At 63.2% G+C, this 15156-nt stretch carries 12 protein-coding genes; 11 read left to right on the forward strand and 1 reads right to left on the reverse strand.

All coding sequences use genetic code 11. The annotated features are described in order from the left end of the window. Positions 1–85: 85 nt before the first annotated feature. From ACVDHI_RS08820 to udp, 10 genes are all read left to right on the forward strand, one after another. Complete coding sequence (locus tag ACVDHI_RS08820) at positions 86–2923, forward strand: tape measure protein (protein WP_447211988.1); 2838 nt, start codon at positions 86–88, stop codon at positions 2921–2923. Then, entirely contained in the window at positions 2920–3288 is a 369-nt protein-coding gene (locus ACVDHI_RS08825; protein WP_447211989.1) for a hypothetical protein, read from the forward strand. Before ACVDHI_RS08820 ends, ACVDHI_RS08825 begins: the two co-directional genes overlap by 4 nt. Next, positions 3285–6902 (forward strand): curculin (mannose-binding) lectin protein, encoded by a 3618-nt coding sequence (locus ACVDHI_RS08830; protein ID WP_447211990.1) that lies wholly within the window; start codon positions 3285–3287, stop codon positions 6900–6902. The genes ACVDHI_RS08825 and ACVDHI_RS08830 overlap by 4 nt, the downstream gene beginning before the upstream one ends. A gap of 47 nt (positions 6903–6949) precedes the next feature. Next, positions 6950–8146, forward strand: a complete 1197-nt coding sequence (locus ACVDHI_RS08835) for a hypothetical protein (RefSeq protein ID WP_447211991.1) — start codon at positions 6950–6952, stop codon at positions 8144–8146. A gap of 2 nt (positions 8147–8148) precedes the next feature. Then, positions 8149–8604, forward strand: coding sequence for a hypothetical protein (locus ACVDHI_RS08840; RefSeq protein WP_323925826.1), 456 nt, complete (start codon positions 8149–8151; stop codon positions 8602–8604). A gap of 1 nt (position 8605) precedes the next feature. Further along, positions 8606–9010: a hypothetical protein gene (locus ACVDHI_RS08845; RefSeq protein ID WP_216945354.1), complete on the forward strand. Its 405-nt coding sequence runs from the start codon at positions 8606–8608 to the stop codon at positions 9008–9010. A 27-nt stretch (positions 9011–9037) separates the two neighbouring features. Further along, positions 9038–10984: a hypothetical protein gene (locus ACVDHI_RS08850; protein WP_447211992.1), complete on the forward strand. Its 1947-nt coding sequence runs from the start codon at positions 9038–9040 to the stop codon at positions 10982–10984. After that, positions 10981–11205 (forward strand): hypothetical protein, encoded by a 225-nt coding sequence (locus tag ACVDHI_RS08855; RefSeq protein ID WP_202014209.1) that lies wholly within the window; start codon positions 10981–10983, stop codon positions 11203–11205. The genes ACVDHI_RS08850 and ACVDHI_RS08855 overlap by 4 nt, the downstream gene beginning before the upstream one ends. A 78-nt stretch (positions 11206–11283) precedes the next feature. Beyond that, positions 11284–11793, forward strand: coding sequence for a GspH/FimT family pseudopilin (locus tag ACVDHI_RS08860; RefSeq protein WP_447211993.1), 510 nt, complete (start codon positions 11284–11286; stop codon positions 11791–11793). 612 nt (positions 11794–12405) lie between these two features. Further along, the gene (udp, locus tag ACVDHI_RS08865) at positions 12406–13161 is read left to right on the forward strand and encodes a uridine phosphorylase (protein ID WP_010674037.1); all 756 of its coding nucleotides are present in this window, start codon (positions 12406–12408) and stop codon (positions 13159–13161) included. Between the two features lie 107 nt (positions 13162–13268). Here the strand turns inward: udp and ACVDHI_RS08870 are convergent, their stop codons facing one another. Then, positions 13269–14000 carry an RluA family pseudouridine synthase gene (locus tag ACVDHI_RS08870; RefSeq protein WP_447211994.1) on the reverse strand — a complete coding sequence of 244 codons (732 nt, stop codon included), beginning with the start codon at positions 13998–14000 and terminating at the stop codon, positions 13269–13271. Positions 14001–14194: 194 nt separating this feature from the next. Between ACVDHI_RS08870 and rihA the strand changes: the two genes are divergently transcribed. Continuing rightward, positions 14195–15130, forward strand: coding sequence for a pyrimidine-specific ribonucleoside hydrolase RihA (gene rihA, locus ACVDHI_RS08875; protein ID WP_010674039.1), 936 nt, complete (start codon positions 14195–14197; stop codon positions 15128–15130). The last annotated feature ends 26 nt before the right edge of the window (positions 15131–15156 follow it).

The raw sequence follows: 15156 nt of genomic DNA on the forward strand, positions 1-15156 counted from the left end.
GGTAATTCTCAGTAACTCGCCATAAACCCACCTATTTTGCCACCCCTTTATCATCGGGCATATCTGAATCTGATCGGAATGCCCTATGTCTACCTCTTCCACCCTGAAACTCGCCCTGGAGCTGGCGGCCAAGGTCACCGGCCGCGATGACCTGGCCGCGTTGGCAGGAGAGGTGCAGGAGCTGGGGCCTATATCTGACGAGACCGCCGCCGAGACCGAACGGCTGGCGCAAACCCTGGAAACCCTGACTCAGCAGCAGGAGCTGATCAATCAGTTCGAGGCCAGCGGCCGCGCCCTGACCCAGCTCGAACTGGCCACCGTGCTCTCCCGGGACCGCTTGGCCGAACTGCGCCGCGAGCAGCAGGGGGCGGCAGGTAGCGCTCGCCAGCTCACCGACCAGGAACGGCTGCTGGCCTCCGAGGTCAAGCAACTGGAGCGCCAACTTGTCGCCCAGGCTGCCAGCCATAGCCGCCTGCATGCCGGTCTCTCCCAAGCCGGGCTCGATACCCGCAACCTTGCCCAAGAACAAAACAGACTGCAGCGGGAGCTGCGGGGCAGCGCGGCCCAGACCGAACGGCTGGGGCGTTCCCTGGTGCAGGGAGCGCAAGGCGCTGGCGGCTTCCAGGGAGCCATCGGTAGCCTGACCGGCCGCCTGGTGGCCATGGCCGGTACCTGGTTCGGTATCCAGACCCTCACCACCCAACTGATGGCCATGTTCCAAACCGGCGATCAGGCCGAGCGGCTCAGTGTGCAGCTCAAGGCGGTGATGGGGTCGATTGCCGGCGGCAAAGAGGCGTCTGCCTGGATCCAGGACTTCGCCAAGAACACCCCGCTGCAGCTCGACGAGGTGACCCAGGTCTTCGTGCGCCTCAAAGCCTTTGGCATCGACCCCATGAACGGCGCCATGCAGGGCATCGTCGATCAGGCCTACAAGCTCGGCGGCGGCTTTGAGGAGGTGCAGGGTATCTCCCTGGCGCTGGGCCAAGCCTGGGCCAAGCAGAAGCTGCAGGGGGAGGAGATCCTGCAGCTTATCGAGCGTGGGGTGCCGGTGTGGCAACTGCTGGAGCAGGTCACCGGCAAGAATACCGCCGAACTGCAGAAGCTCTCGGAAGCGGGAAAACTCGGCCGGGACACCATCCAGGCCCTGATGAACGAGATCGCAGCCCAGTCGAGCGGGGCAGCGGCCAACAACATGAGCCTGCTCTCGGGGCTTATCTCCAACGCCCAGGACAACCTGGCCAAGTTCTACCGCATGGTGGCAGAGAACGGGGCGCTGACCTGGCTCAAGAACCAGCTGGCCAGCCTCAACCGTGAATTCGACCAGATGGCTCAGGATGGCCGTCTGCAGGCGTGGGCCCAGCGTCTCTCCGACGGCATCGTCGGGCTTGGGGAGTCCATCAAGAGTTTCATCCAGACCGTCTATGCCTGGCGGGATGCTCTGCTGGTGATGGCACAGGCCTGGTATGGCCTGAAAATCGCGGGCTGGATTGCCGATCTGCGCGGCCTTTATGGCCAGTTTGTCGCGCTGCCAGTGGCTACGGCGACCGCCGCCGGCGGCATGACCACGGCAGGGACGGTAGCCGCTGGTGCTGCCATCGGTGTGCGGGCGCTGGGCATGGCCATCAGGGCTGTGCTGGCTGCCGTGACGGTGGAATCCATCATCCAGATTACCCAGTTCGCCAACGCATTGCGCCAGCTGGTGCAGGCCGAGCTGGCGCTGCGAGAGGCGCAGGCCCAGCGCTCGCAAACCCAGGCCCAGCTCAATGGCCAGTTGGCGGCCCTCTCTGCCGAGCTGGGGTTGGCCATCACCAGCATGGCAGACCTCGATCGCCTGGTCGCCGAGGGCAAGGTGCATTACGACGAGGCGACCGGCAGTTGGCGAGCGGGGGCCGCCGCCGTCCAGGCGCTCGGTACCGAGGCCAAGCAGACCCGCGACTACCTGGATGAGATCAACGCCGTCGCCAGGAAAACGGCGGCAGAGCTCCCCGCCACGCTGGGCAAGGCAGCCCAGACCCTGGGGCTGGACTTCGAGCGGGCCAATGGCCGCATCGGCGAGAGCTTCAAGGAGACCCTCGGCGCCCTGGATACCCTGGTGCAGCACAGTGGCTCCAGTTCGGCGGCCTGTGAGGAGTACCTGGCGGCCGCATTCAACCAGGCGAAGAACAAGGCCGAGATCGATGCGGTGATCGAGCGTATGCAGGCGATGGCCAAGCAGGGCCAGCTCACCGGGGATGGCATCACCCGCTCGATGGCCATCGCTGCCGACGCCATGAGCAAGGTCAAGGGCGGCAGCGGCGATGCCAAACAGGCGGTGGCGGCGATCGGCGATGGCTTCGACACGGCAGCCGCCAAGGCCAAGAGTGCCACCGATGCCATGCGCTCCGGCCTTCGCGGCGTGCAGAAAGAGGCAGAGCAGACCGGTAATGCCGTGGCCTCGGCTGGTGGTGGGGGCGGTGCCGGTGGGGGCCGGGGGGACGTCACCCGTACCGTAGGCGCCGGCTCGTTCTTCTACAAGACCGTGGACATCAACAACCTGCGTGGCAATGCCGATGCCCTGGCCAACACCCTCGCAGGCGTGGAAGAGGAGCTGGCCCGCTACAGCCAGAAGGTCAGGGACATCCCTGCCTATAGCGAGTGGAGCAAGTGGTACGCAGAGAAGTTCCAGAAGGAGATGGAGGCCATGCGCACCAAGCTCCAGCAGGAACTGAGCAAAGCCCAGGCCAAGGAAGCAGAGAAGGCGCAGACCACCACCTCGGCCACCAGTCAAGCCGGGCCATCTTCCCAAACCTCGTTCACCCAGGGGCAGCCCCAGCGGATCATCATCGAGCTGAGATCAGGCTCCGCCCGGGCCGAAGTTCAGGCCGATGAGGCCAATGCTGCCGCCCTTATCAACCTCCTTAAACAGCAAGGATTGCGCTCATGAACGTCACCTTAAACGGGCTGCTCCTGCCCGATGATCTCGTTTGGCGCGACGAGTTCGATTGGGCGCCCGTCGAGCAGGTTGTCACACCGACGCTCTCTGGCGCTCTCCTGGTCGAGGAAACGGCCACGCCGGAGGGACGCCCCATCACCCTGGTGGGCCATGCCCCCCGCGCCACGGTGCTCTTGCTTAAAGCGCTGGAGGCGCAGGTGGCCCAGCTGATGACCCTCACTTTGCTCGATGGGCAGCAGCGGGAGGTGGTCTGGCGGCGGCCCGGTGTCGTGGCCACCCCCGTGATCGAGATGGCCGACCCCGAAGCGGGTGAGCCCTATGCCCTGACTCTTAACTTCACCGAGGTGATCCGATGACCATTCATTCCGGCGACATCAAACTGATGGCCAGTCAGCGGTTGACTGACACCACGGACGGCGGCGGCCGCATCACCGGTCAGGAGATCGTGAGCGGCGAGCACAATGGCCTGTTTCAGGACATCAGCGATCTCGACCGCACTTACGGGGTGGTCAGCATGCGCAAGGCGTTTCTGGCGGTGCAGACGGATGACACGGACACCTATCGGGGTGCCCATATCATCGTGCAGGTGCCCCCGGCTGACCCGAACGTGGGGCTATGCCTCATCAACACCCGGGATCATCACGACACCCGCGCCAATGCCCGCGACGTGCTGGAGCGCTATCTGGCCCGTGGTCCCAAGTGGCGCGGCTTCCTGTACGACACCCAGCTCGAAGGCCAGCGGGCGATCCGCTTCTTCCAGCGCGTCGAAGTGCGCCTGCCGGAAGTGGGGGAGACTCTGGTGCTGGTCGGCAACGAGGGCAAGGCGGGGGAGTTCGAGCAGTACGTGCGGGTGCTGGAAGTCACCCAGCAGCTGGCCAAGTTCCAGGTGCCCAACGTGCCCGAGTTCACGCGCAACGTTGTGACCTGCAAGCTGGCGGACCCGCTACGTTACACCTTCGAGGGGGAGCAGCCGACCCCCTATGATGTGGTGACCAACGTCAAAACCGCCCTGCGGGAAACCGTGGTGGCCGATGCCGCCAACTACTTCGCCACCACCAAGCTGGCGGAGGCGGTGAACCTGGGCGCCATGCAGGTGCGGGCCAAGACGATCTTTACCCAGATCGTGCCGTCTGCCCGCACCGAGACCCCAGCGGTGGATCTGACAGCGGCTGGCGAAATGGCCAGCCTGGTGGATTCGGGCAAGGGCCTGGTCAGCTTCTCGACCGTGGTCAGCATTGCCCCCAGCCGGGGCCTGTTCCTCGGCACAGGCGTGAAACCCGGCACCCTGACCATCACCATCGGTGCAGCCGTCATCACCGACAAGGGGGGCGAGCTGGTTGTCGCCGGGTCCGTGGTGGGTGCCATCGACTATGGCCGGGGTCAGCTGGAGTTCAATGCCCAGTGCCCGAACTACGGGGCCGCCAGCAAAACCATCAGCTTCTGGCCAGCGTCTCGCCCGTCCCGTATCGCTGACACGGCCAGGATCGACATCAAGGCCAACAATCGGGGCTATGCCTACACCATCACCCTGCTGCCGACCCCGGCACCGGGCACCCTCACGGTGTCGTTTATGGCGCAGGGGAAATGGTACGACTTGAAGGACAACGGGCGCGGCGAGCTGTTCGGCGCGGATCGCTCGTTCGGCACCGGGATCGTCAACCTGGCCACCGGGTCGGTCATGCTGACCCTGGGGGCCCTGCCGGACGTGGACACCGCGATCCTGTTCAGCTGGGCGACCCCGGTCAACTACACCAACCGCAGCAACCAGCCCATCAGCATCAGCAAGTCGGCATGGCAACTGCCCCACACCGGGATCACCCCCAAGAGCGTGATCCTGACCTGGGGCAGCGGCCAAACGGCCAACGATGCGGTGGGGGATGGGCGCCTGCGCGGTAACATCACCGGCACCATCAACTATGCCGAGGGGGTGATCATTCTCGATCACATCACCCTGCCGGCGCTGGGCCAGGAGTACATCGCCCAGTACCAGTACGGTGAGCCGGTGACCGAGCGCCACGTTGAACCGGGGCGCCTGAGTACCCCCGGCCAGGTGGGGCACCTCTCCATCACCCTGGACGGCGCAGGCGGCGGGGCCACCAACCTGACCCCCGGGTCGGTGCATGTCAAATTCAACGCGCTCTATCACAAGTTCGATGTGGACGATCAGGAGCTGGTGATCCAGACCCGCGACCCGGTGATCACCCTGCTGGATGACGGCCAGGGCAACCTCAAGGACGCCAGCGGCAACACCCTGGGGGCCATCAACTACGCCGCCGGCACCCTGCATTTCATGCCGGATGGCAGTGCCCCCTTGCCCAAGCCGACTTATGCCTGGGTGACCGTGGGCACCAAATGGGTGGGCAACAACCAGGTGGCGGTGCAGCGCTGGACCATGACCGGCATCGAGTACCACAACACGGCGTACACCTTCCCCGATGGCGAGGGGGGCTGGGTCGAAGTGACCTACCGCAACAACAACAGTGCCCTGGCGCAAAACGCCACCCTGACCGCCCAGGCGCTGCGCATTGATGTCACCCCCGGGTTTGCGGAGGCCATTCTGGAAGGGTCGCTGCGCTTCACCCTGGGGGGGAGCACCTACGTGGATCGGCAGGGCCTGCTCTACCGCAACCCGGACCCGGAAACGGGATCCGGTATCCAGGCAGGCACCATCGACTACTCGAACGGCTTGGCGGTGCTGTCTGACTGGGCGGCCGGGCAGACGGCGCAGCCGTCGCTGCAGTCCCTGGCCACCTCGTTCAGCGCCCAGTCGGTGGATGAGGTGACCTTCCGCACCCCGGGCGCCCCGGTGGCGCCGGGTAGCCTCTACATCAGTGCCAACACTGCGAGCGGGCGGCGCATTGAGGCCACGGCGGACGGGGACGGCTATTTCACCACCACCGACATGGATGGCCGGGTGAACTACCAGACCGGGGTGGTGACGGTGCGATTTGGTCGGTTCGTCACCGCTGCGGGCAACGAAAGCCAGCCCTGGTATGACGTTGACCAGGTGGGGCTGGACGGCAAGATCTGGCGGCCCATCAGCGTGGTGGCCGACACCATCCTGTTCAACTGTGTGGTGTTCAGCTATCTGCCGCTGGATGCCGATATCATCGGGCTGGACCCGGTGCGGTTGCCGTCCGATGGCAGGGTGCCCTTCATCCGCAAGGGGACCACTGTGGTGGTTCACAGCACCCGCAAGTCGGCGTTCCCGCTGGGGGTCAGTGCCGGGCAGCAGCTCAGCACCGGCCGCACCCGCCTGGCGCATGCCCATGTGGAGGACAAGAACGGCAAGGCGCTGGCGACCACCCTCTACAGCGTCAACCTGGATAGCGGCGTGGTGACGCTCGGCTCCCCATTAGACCTGACCGGCTATGTCGAACCCCTCTATGCCGTGCATCGCATCGAGGACATGAGCCTGGTCAGCGACGTGGAGATCTCGGGCCGCCTGCTGCTGACCAAGGCGCTGTCCCATGCCTATGACCCGGCAGACACCTATGTCTCCAGCGCCCTCATCATCGGCGACCTGTGGGCTAGGTATACCAACCTGTTCGATCAGAAGGCGTGGACCAATGTCTGGTCTGATTACCTCATCGGCGACCAGTCCACGGCGCAATACAACGACACGGTTTACCCGCTTCAGGTCACCAACCGGGGCGCCCTGCAGGAGCGCTGGGCGGTGATCTTCACCTCCAGCACCAACTTTGTGCTGGTTGGGGAGCATGTGGGCCAGATCGCGGTGGGGGACGTGAACACCGACCTGGCGCCCATCAACCCCAACAACGGCCAGCCCTATTTCCGGTTGGACGCGAGGGGCTGGGGGGCAGGATGGGCGAGTGGCAACGTGCTGCGTTTCACCACCGAGGCAGCCGGCGCCCCCTTCTGGCCGATCCGTACCGTGTTGCAGTCGGTGGCGTCACAGGATACCGACAAGTTCGAGCTGGCCCTGCGCGGCAACATCAACACCCCATAAGGGACCAACCAGGTGGGGCAATCTGCCCCACCCCATAGGAGATCATCATGGCGTTTCCGGTGAAATGGTACAGCAATGCAATGCAGGGTGCCCCGAGTCTGGGGGATACCGCTCCCGGCGCCTTGGCCGCTCTGCTCAAGGCGTGTTTGATCACGGGGTTTGGCAACCTGACGGTCAGCAGCCTGGCATGGGATGCCGCCATGGGGTGCGCAGTGGCCACCATCGACAACGGTCACAGCTACCTGCCTGAATCGGTGATCGCTATCAGTGGCGCCAGCCCGGCCGCCTACAACGGCGAGCATCGGGTCAAACAGGTGAATGCGACCAAGGTGTGGTTTGAGCTGGACGGCGGCAACCCGGGCAGCAGCGCCACCGGCCCCATCAGCATCAAGATCCCGGGGTTGGGATGGACGCTGCTGGCGGAAAGCGCTGATGGACAGACCATGATCATCCGCAGCCCGGAGTCGGTGGAGCAGTACCCGGTGTGCTACCACATCGACAACACGGCATTCAGCGGGTGGACAAATGGCACCCTCAACTACTATTTTGCCAAAGTCAGCATGGTGGAGGATGTGCAGGATCTGACCACCTACACCTTGATTAGTACGCAGGCGTGGCCTGCCACCAAACGGTACTCCGATGGCCGCTGGGATCTGATTGGGGATAAGCTGCTTTTCTATTTCATCCCGGCGTATGCTGCTCGCAATGCTCGCTCATGTATTCCAGTTGGGTACATCAACTCGGTCAGGGCCGGGGACCGCTATCATGCGGTGTTGGGGGGTATCCCAAACAATATCGGTGCAACGAATGGGTACAGTTGGGCTGCCCCCCAAAGTTACTCACCCAGTAATATCCACAACGATTTCATCATTCACTCCTCAACTAACAGCCGTGTGCTGGCGCGTGCTCATAGCCAGTTATTCGGGGCCATATCCTGGGTGACGGTTGGGCTGTTCGCAAGAATGGGAGCGGGCCTCGCTGTCCCAAATCCTGCAGACAACGGTTTTTATCTGGCCAAAGAGCCAACCATGGTACTAGAAGGAGGAGACACCATGCGCGGTTCCTTGCCAGGGTTAATCAATCCCTATGGCGATATCTCAGCCTACGACGGTAAGACGTTTAGCAATCTTCCACTTATGGGGGGGCGCTCGGTGCGTTTCCTCAGAGCGACATATGCTGTTAGCGCATACACAGGCGTGTCGGTATCGCTAGTAGGTTTTGACATCACCGGCCCCTGGAGGTAGCGATGGATCCGCTTTACCCGTTTGCCGTCATCGGTTCTGGGCTGGTGTGGGGAAATCAGGAGACTCCAGCCGAAGCCGTACTCCCTCTGCTTGAAACCCGGCCTCGCCCGCTGGCGTGCCAACCCGGTCTGGGGGCCTACGATGGCTTGATGATGGTGACGCCAGAAGGCCGATCCCGCGCCATGGGCTACATCGAGAGCACCGTCACCATCAACGGTGAGGGGGTCGCTCGCCGTGTGCTCTGCTTCACCCAGTCGGGGGTTCTGATCGCCGAAACCATGAGCCGGGAAGGAGATGGCAAATATCGGTTCGACAGTCTTTGGCTGGCCCAACGTTACATGCTGGTCGCCCAGGACGATCCGGCGTTCGGCCCGGCCGATTACAACGCCGTGGCGGCCGACTACCAGCTCCCCACCCCCTACGCCCCCGGGGAGGGGGTCGGCCTGTCAGGAGGTTGATATGTTCACCTACTCCGATACGTTGCGCACCGCTCGCGCCGATCTGCTGGCCACGGCCATCGACTCAGGCAGTGCGGGGCCGGCGACCCTCACCATTTACACCGGGCCACGGCCCGCCCCGGGGGCCGCCGTCACCAGTCAGGTGCTGCTGGTCGCCATGCAGTTTACCCACCCCTGCGCCCAGAGCGTGACGGGCGGGGTGCTGACCCTCAAGCCGCTTGCCGAGAAGATGGTCACCGGCAACGGGGTCCAGGCGTGGGGGCGGTTGGCCAACCGCGATGGGGTCTTTATCGCAGATCTGGATGTGGGGCCACCGGGCAGCGGGGCCGACATTGAGATCCCGGCGAACGAGCTGTATGCGGGCGCCATGGTGCGCATCAACAATGCCACCTTCACCGAACCCTAACCGCTCTGCGTGAGCCAAGAGGTCAGCATGGCCAGAACCGACGCCCGCCTAGAGCTGCAGAAGGCCCGCAAGTCGTCCGCTGCCCTGGAGCTGAACCCGGCCATGGTGGTGCGCTATGTGGCCGTGCTGCAGGGCACCTGTCTGCCGCCCACCTTCGCCAGCTCCCCCGGGCTGGTGCTGCCTGCTGTCTTGCAGGGGCAGGGGCAGGCACCGCTGACAGATGTCACGATCACGCCCATCCATCCGGCTACCCTGGCCAGCACGGCCCCTGCCACGGTCACGGACATCACCGCCAGCGTGGTGATCGATGCGACGTTGGCCGTGACGGCGCGGGCCGCGCTCTACCAGATTGAGGCGGGCTATGACATCAACGTGTTTCGGGGGCCGAGCCACACCAGCCAGGGGCAATGGCAGCAAGCCCAGGATGTAGTGGCCAGCGTCACCAGCCACTGGGAGCGCCCCGGGGTGGCCCAGGCGCACCATCAGCAGTCCTGGCAAGAGGGCACGGCGCTGGAGAGCACTCTGGTAGGTGTCGCGGCCCAGATGCCGCGCTGCGATAACCTGGTGCAGGATCGCTTTGAAGAAGGCCCGGCACTGGGCACGACCCACGGCACCGGCTTTACCAGCCTGCCGCGCTGCGATGTCACTCCGCGCTCGCTGTGGCGTGAGGCCACCAGGGCGGGGTGCTGGCAGGTGAGCGGTTATCGTGACCTGCCGCGCCTGGACAACGAGTGGCAGGGCGGCTGGTCCCAGGGTATCGGGCTGGGGTTCACCCTGACCGGCCAGCGCTGGCAGTGGGGTCTGCCCCTTCGCAAAAGCTGGCGGGATGGGTGGGACGAGGCGATACAGCCCCCCTGGGGCATCACGCCGCCCCCCAAGCCCCCCATCACCCCGGAGCGCCCGGACAAGCGCAGCCGCAAGCTGGCGTTCGGCCGCCCCCGGGGGGATGCCTCTCTTGAGTTTGTCTGGTTCGGGCAAGCCCACATCGTTATTCCAACCCGGAGGGTTTACCTGGTGAGCAACGCAGCAAGCATTGTGCGGGTCAGGGACGGGCTCGACATTCCTGCCACCTCGCTGAGCATCGAGCTCGACACCGACTCCTGGGCCTGGCAGTTCACGGCCCAGATCCCCCGCATCGCGGCAGCCGAGATGACGGACGAGGAGGAGGTAAGCATCTTCGTCAACGGCCAGCAGTGGGATTGCGTGTGCGATGGTTGGCAGTCAAGTCAGAGCTTTGCCCGTGAGTCGGCGACCCTCACCGGGCGATCTCGCACCGCCTATTTGTCACCGACCCATGTCTTACCCCAGGCAGTGAGCGAGATCGGTGCAGCGACCATGGCCCAGCTCGCAGAGGCGCTGCTACCGTTCGGGTGGACCCTGGACTGGCAGGCGCCGGATTGGCTGGTACCAGGCGGATTTTTCAGCCTGGACAGTCAGACACCCATCGAGGCGATCAAGTACCTGGCCGAGGCGGCAGGTGGGTTCGTGTTGCCGCACCAGCGCGATCGGCACCTGGTCATCAAGCCGCGCTATCCGACCGTGCCCTGGCAGATCGATGGAGCGCTGGCCGACGTGGCCATCCCCCGCGCCATCATCACGACGCTGGGCAGCGACTTCCAGCCGGGGCAGCCGGCGAACGGCATCTATGTCAGCGGTGGCCATCAGGGCATCAACGCGCGGGTGCTGCGTCAAGGCACAGCAGGGGAGCGGCAGGCTTTGGCCATCACCCACCCGCTGGTGTGTGATGTGGTGGCGGCCCGCGCCCAGGGTGTGGTGGGCTTGGCCAAGACCATGCCGAAGCGCACCCAGACCATCCAGCTGCCGTTGTCTGCCGATACGGGGCTTATTCTGCCCGGGGCGTTGCTCGCGGTGGATGGCTGGAAGGGATACAACCGGGGCGTCAGGGTCTCTGCTGAGCTACAGAACAAGGCCATGACGGTGCGCCAGCAACTGAGTGTGGAGCGATTTGTATGAACCTGTTCAAGCAGTTCAGGGAGCTGATACCCGGTGCCGACCCGTTACTGGTCGGTACCGTCACCGCAACGACGGGCACTGGCACCACGCTGGAGACCCCGGGCGGGGGCGTGGTGATCGTGCGTGGGGGAGGGGTGGCCATCGGCCAGAAGGCGTTTTACCAGGGAGGCGCCATCATTGGGCCCGCGCCTGATTTACCAACATATGAAATCGAGGTTTAAACCCCTGTTAAACGTTGGCTTTTTCTGGCGATATGGCAATCAGTGGTTAGGCTTTATTTGTTCAAGGAGGATATCGCTATGAAGAATGTGAAAGGATTCACATTGCTTGAACTGATGATAGCGGTCAGTTTGGGCCTCATTTTACTCGGTATTGGGGCCCCGGCTTTATCCAGCTTGCTCAGCGGAAACGCTCTGCATTTCGAGTCCCGTAACATACTGAAAAACATGAGATTCGCTCGTAGCCAAGCAATTGACAATCAGACGGTAGTGACTGCGTGTTTGGCTGATGCCAACGACAATTGCGTAACGGCAGACCCCTCGCATTTCTTGGTGTTCATTGACGACAATGCAAATGACGTCCTGAACAATGGAGAGCAGGTTTTGGTAAGAAGTGCAGATTTCCCCAGCTCACTGACAGCAACTAACAGCATCACCTCTAGCACTTTCAGCCCGGATGGTACTCGGGATATCGATGATGAAGATGAACATGTCATCAGCCTCTGTATCTCAGGTAATGCACAGGTCAATCTTGTGACGCTGCCAAGTGGCCGAACCCGTCAAGAAACTCAAGCATTCATCTGCCAATAGCATCTTTCATTCTCGGCGGAATCTGCATCGCCGAGAATGATAAATACCATGCTCCAGTCGATAGTCATTTTCCCCGTAAGAATTTCTCATTTTTCGCGGCGGGCTACATGACGATGAGCGCCTTGCGATAGCCATGTCCCTGGATATCTGCTGCCGCTTCCTGCAGGCAGCCCGCCCCCATCAGGTTGATTGCGGGAATGTAGAACTTGAATGTCGCCATGATGGACTCCGTATGATTAGCCATTAAGTGGTATGCGGGCGCCAACATAACAGCGTCGGAGGGGATGAGAAGGGGTCAATGGTATCTCGTTTGCAACTTTGTGGACTCGATCGCGCTCTTTAAATGGACGGTCGATCAAGGCTTGACAAGGGATGGGAGTGCAAAAGGAACGTAAAAACGTTTTTCAAGAAATTCATCATCTTAGCAAACGTTTTGCGCCATTTTTGTCAGCTTTGAAGCGCAGAAGTGTGAGGCGCATCAAGGAATTGGAAAGCGCTTTCGACCATAGTTGGCGCCTCCCCGGATGAGGGGACACCGGCTTGAAAGTACCGTAAAGAATCACCTTAACTGCACTCGGCTGCCATGCGGCGGGGCGCAACCAGGAGTCCACTATGTCTGATGTATTTCACTTGGGTTTGAAAAAAGCGGATCTGCAAGGCGCCACCCTGGCGATCGTCCCCGGTGACCCCGAGCGCGTGAAGCGCATCGCAGAGCTGTTGGACAACCCGGTGCACCTGGCCAGCCATCGTGAATTCACCACCTGGCGCGGCGAGATGGACGGCAAGGCCGTGATCATCTGCTCCACCGGTATCGGTGGCCCGTCCACCTCCATCGCGGTGGAAGAGCTGGCCCAGCTGGGTATCCGTACCTTCCTGCGCATCGGCACCACCGGCGCCATCCAGCCGCACCTGAACGTGGGCGACGTGATCGTCACCACCGGCTCCGTGCGCCTCGACGGTGCCAGCCTGCACTTCGCGCCGATGGAGTTCCCGGCCGTGGCCGACTTCGACTGCACCACCGCCCTGGTGAACACCGCCAAGGAGCTGGGCTCCAAGCTGCATGTGGGCGTCACTGCTTCTTCCGACACCTTCTACCCGGGTCAGGAGCGTTACGACACCGTATCCGGCCGCGTGGTACAACGTTTCCAGGGTTCCATGAAAGAGTGGCAAGCCATGGGCGTGCTGAACTACGAGATGGAGTCCGCTACCCTGCTGACCATGTGTACCAGCCAGGGCCTGCGTGCGGGCATGGTGGCCGGTGTCATCGTGAACCGTACCCAGCAGGAAATCCCGAACGCCGAAACCATGGCGAAAACCGAATCTGATGCTATCAAGATCGTGCTGGGCGCCGCCCGCAAGCTGATCTGATAGCACCACACCGAGTGGGGGGTGGGGGCCGTTGCGAAAGCGCGGCCCCTATCTTTATTCGCCGTTTGCCCCTTTTACCTTCCTGGCCCTGCTTTCCCCCTTCTTCGTTACCCCTGTTGCCCCATCATGGCCGCCAGTGCCTGCGCAAAGGGCGCTTCACAGCGGATCTGTACCGCTTCGCCGCTCACCGGGTGCACAAAACCGAGTTCACTGGCGTGCAGCATCAGTCTGGGGGCCCGTTCGCAGCCGGGCGGGAGCTGGCCGCCATAGAGATCGCATCCCAGGATGGGATGGCCCAGCCACTGGCTGTGGATGCGCAGCTGGTGGGTGCGCCCGGTTTCCGGTACCAGCCTGACCCGGGTCAATGGCACCGGCTGGCCTGCCCCCTCCAGGGTGAGCCGCTCCATTACCCGATAGCGTGAGCGGGCGGGTTTGCCGCTGGCGGCGCAGATGCTCATCAGCGGGAACAGCGCCGGATCCTTGGCGATGGATGCGTCGATGACGCCCTCATCCGCCGCCAGATGGCCGCAGAGCAGTGCCTCGTAAGCCTTGCTCACGGTGCGCTGGCTGAACTGGTGGCAGAGCAGGGCGTTGATGCTCTTGTTTCTGGCCACCACCATGACGCCCGAGGTGCCAAAGTCGAGGCGGTGCACCAGGGTGCAGCCGGGGTAATCCTGTACCAGTCGGTAATGGACCGAATCGAGGTTCTGCGGGTTCTTGCCCGAGAGGCTCAGCAGGCCGCTCGGCTTGTTGATGAGCAGCAGATGCGCATCCTCAAACAGGATCTCGATGGTGGCGGCGCAGGGCGGAGCAACAAAGGTGTCGATGATGGCGGACATGGGGCAACCGGACGATGAAGGGGGAGGGATCATACCCGAACGATGGCGGCGCGGCGAATCTGGGTGTCCGCTCCCAAGGCCTGTCGCCAAGTACTTGATCTCGTTGGTTGAGGCGTTTTGTGACTCCCTCCTGAGTTCATCTGGCCATCTCTTGCTAAGGTATGGCTCCCTGTCATGTTGTAAGGAGTCTGTCCATGGCGTTGCCCGTTATTCTCGATTGCGATCCCGGCCACGATGATGCCATCGCCCTCATTCTGGCGCTGGCGAGCCCCGAGCTGAAGGTGCTGGCGGTCACCACCAGCGCGGGCAACCAGACCCCGGACAAGACCCTCAACAATGCCCTGCGCATCCTGACCCTGCTCGGCCGCGACGACATCCCGGTGGCGGCGGGGGCTGCCAAGCCCCTGGCCCGTGAGCTCATCATCGCCGACAACGTCCACGGCGAATCGGGGCTGGACGGCCCAGAGCTGCCGGATCCCGCCTTTGCTCCCCGGGCGATGAGCGCCCTTGAACTGATGGCAAGGTGTCTGCGCGAGAGCCCGGAGCCGGTCACCCTGGTGCCGACCGGGCCGCTCACCAACATTGCCCTCTTGCTGGCGGCCCACCCCGAGCTCAAGCAGAAGATCGCCCGCATTGTGCTGATGGGGGGCGCCGCCGGTGCAGGCAACTGGACCCCCGCGGCGGAATTCAATATTTATGTGGATCCCGAAGCGGCCGATATGGTCTTCAAGTCGGGGCTGCCCATCACCATGTGCGGGCTGGACGTGACCCACGAGGCCCAGGTGATGGACGAGGATATCGAGCGGGTACGCGCCATTCCCAACCCGGTGGCGCAGTGCGTGGCACAGCTGCTCGACTTTTTCATGATCTATCATCGGGATCCCAAGTGGGGATTTGCTGGCGCGCCGCTCCATGACCCCTGTACCATCGCCTGGCTGCTGGCGCCCTCCCTGTTTCACGGGGTGGAGTGCCGGGTCGATATCGAAACCGGCGGGACCCATACCCTGGGCATGACGGTGGTGGATCGCTACGACCTGACCGGCAAACCGGCCAATGCCCTGGTGCTGCTGGGGCTCGACAGGGTCGGTTTCATCGAGTTGCTGGTGCAGCGACTGCGCTCATTTGGTTGACATCCTGGACATCGGATAAGGGGTTG

This window comes from Aeromonas sp. 25-248, assembly GCF_053005425.1.

What these genes read in the sequence shown, in the direction of transcription:
- ACVDHI_RS08820 (WP_447211988.1), top strand. Translation starts at nt 86, where the DNA reads ATGTCTACCTCTTCCACCCTGAAACTCGCCCTGGAGCTGGCGGCCAAG.
- ACVDHI_RS08825 (WP_447211989.1), top strand. Translation starts at nt 2,920, where the DNA reads ATGAACGTCACCTTAAACGGGCTGCTCCTGCCCGATGATCTCGTTTGG.
- ACVDHI_RS08830 (WP_447211990.1), top strand. Translation starts at nt 3,285, where the DNA reads ATGACCATTCATTCCGGCGACATCAAACTGATGGCCAGTCAGCGGTTG.
- ACVDHI_RS08835 (WP_447211991.1), top strand. Translation starts at nt 6,950, where the DNA reads ATGGCGTTTCCGGTGAAATGGTACAGCAATGCAATGCAGGGTGCCCCG.
- ACVDHI_RS08840 (WP_323925826.1), top strand. Translation starts at nt 8,149, where the DNA reads ATGGATCCGCTTTACCCGTTTGCCGTCATCGGTTCTGGGCTGGTGTGG.
- ACVDHI_RS08845 (WP_216945354.1), top strand. Translation starts at nt 8,606, where the DNA reads ATGTTCACCTACTCCGATACGTTGCGCACCGCTCGCGCCGATCTGCTG.
- ACVDHI_RS08850 (WP_447211992.1), top strand. Translation starts at nt 9,038, where the DNA reads ATGGCCAGAACCGACGCCCGCCTAGAGCTGCAGAAGGCCCGCAAGTCG.
- ACVDHI_RS08855 (WP_202014209.1), top strand. Translation starts at nt 10,981, where the DNA reads ATGAACCTGTTCAAGCAGTTCAGGGAGCTGATACCCGGTGCCGACCCG.
- ACVDHI_RS08860 (WP_447211993.1), top strand. Translation starts at nt 11,284, where the DNA reads ATGAAGAATGTGAAAGGATTCACATTGCTTGAACTGATGATAGCGGTC.
- udp (WP_010674037.1), top strand. Translation starts at nt 12,406, where the DNA reads ATGTCTGATGTATTTCACTTGGGTTTGAAAAAAGCGGATCTGCAAGGC.
- ACVDHI_RS08870 (WP_447211994.1), bottom strand. Translation starts at nt 14,000, where the DNA reads ATGTCCGCCATCATCGACACCTTTGTTGCTCCGCCCTGCGCCGCCACC.
- rihA (WP_010674039.1), top strand. Translation starts at nt 14,195, where the DNA reads ATGGCGTTGCCCGTTATTCTCGATTGCGATCCCGGCCACGATGATGCC.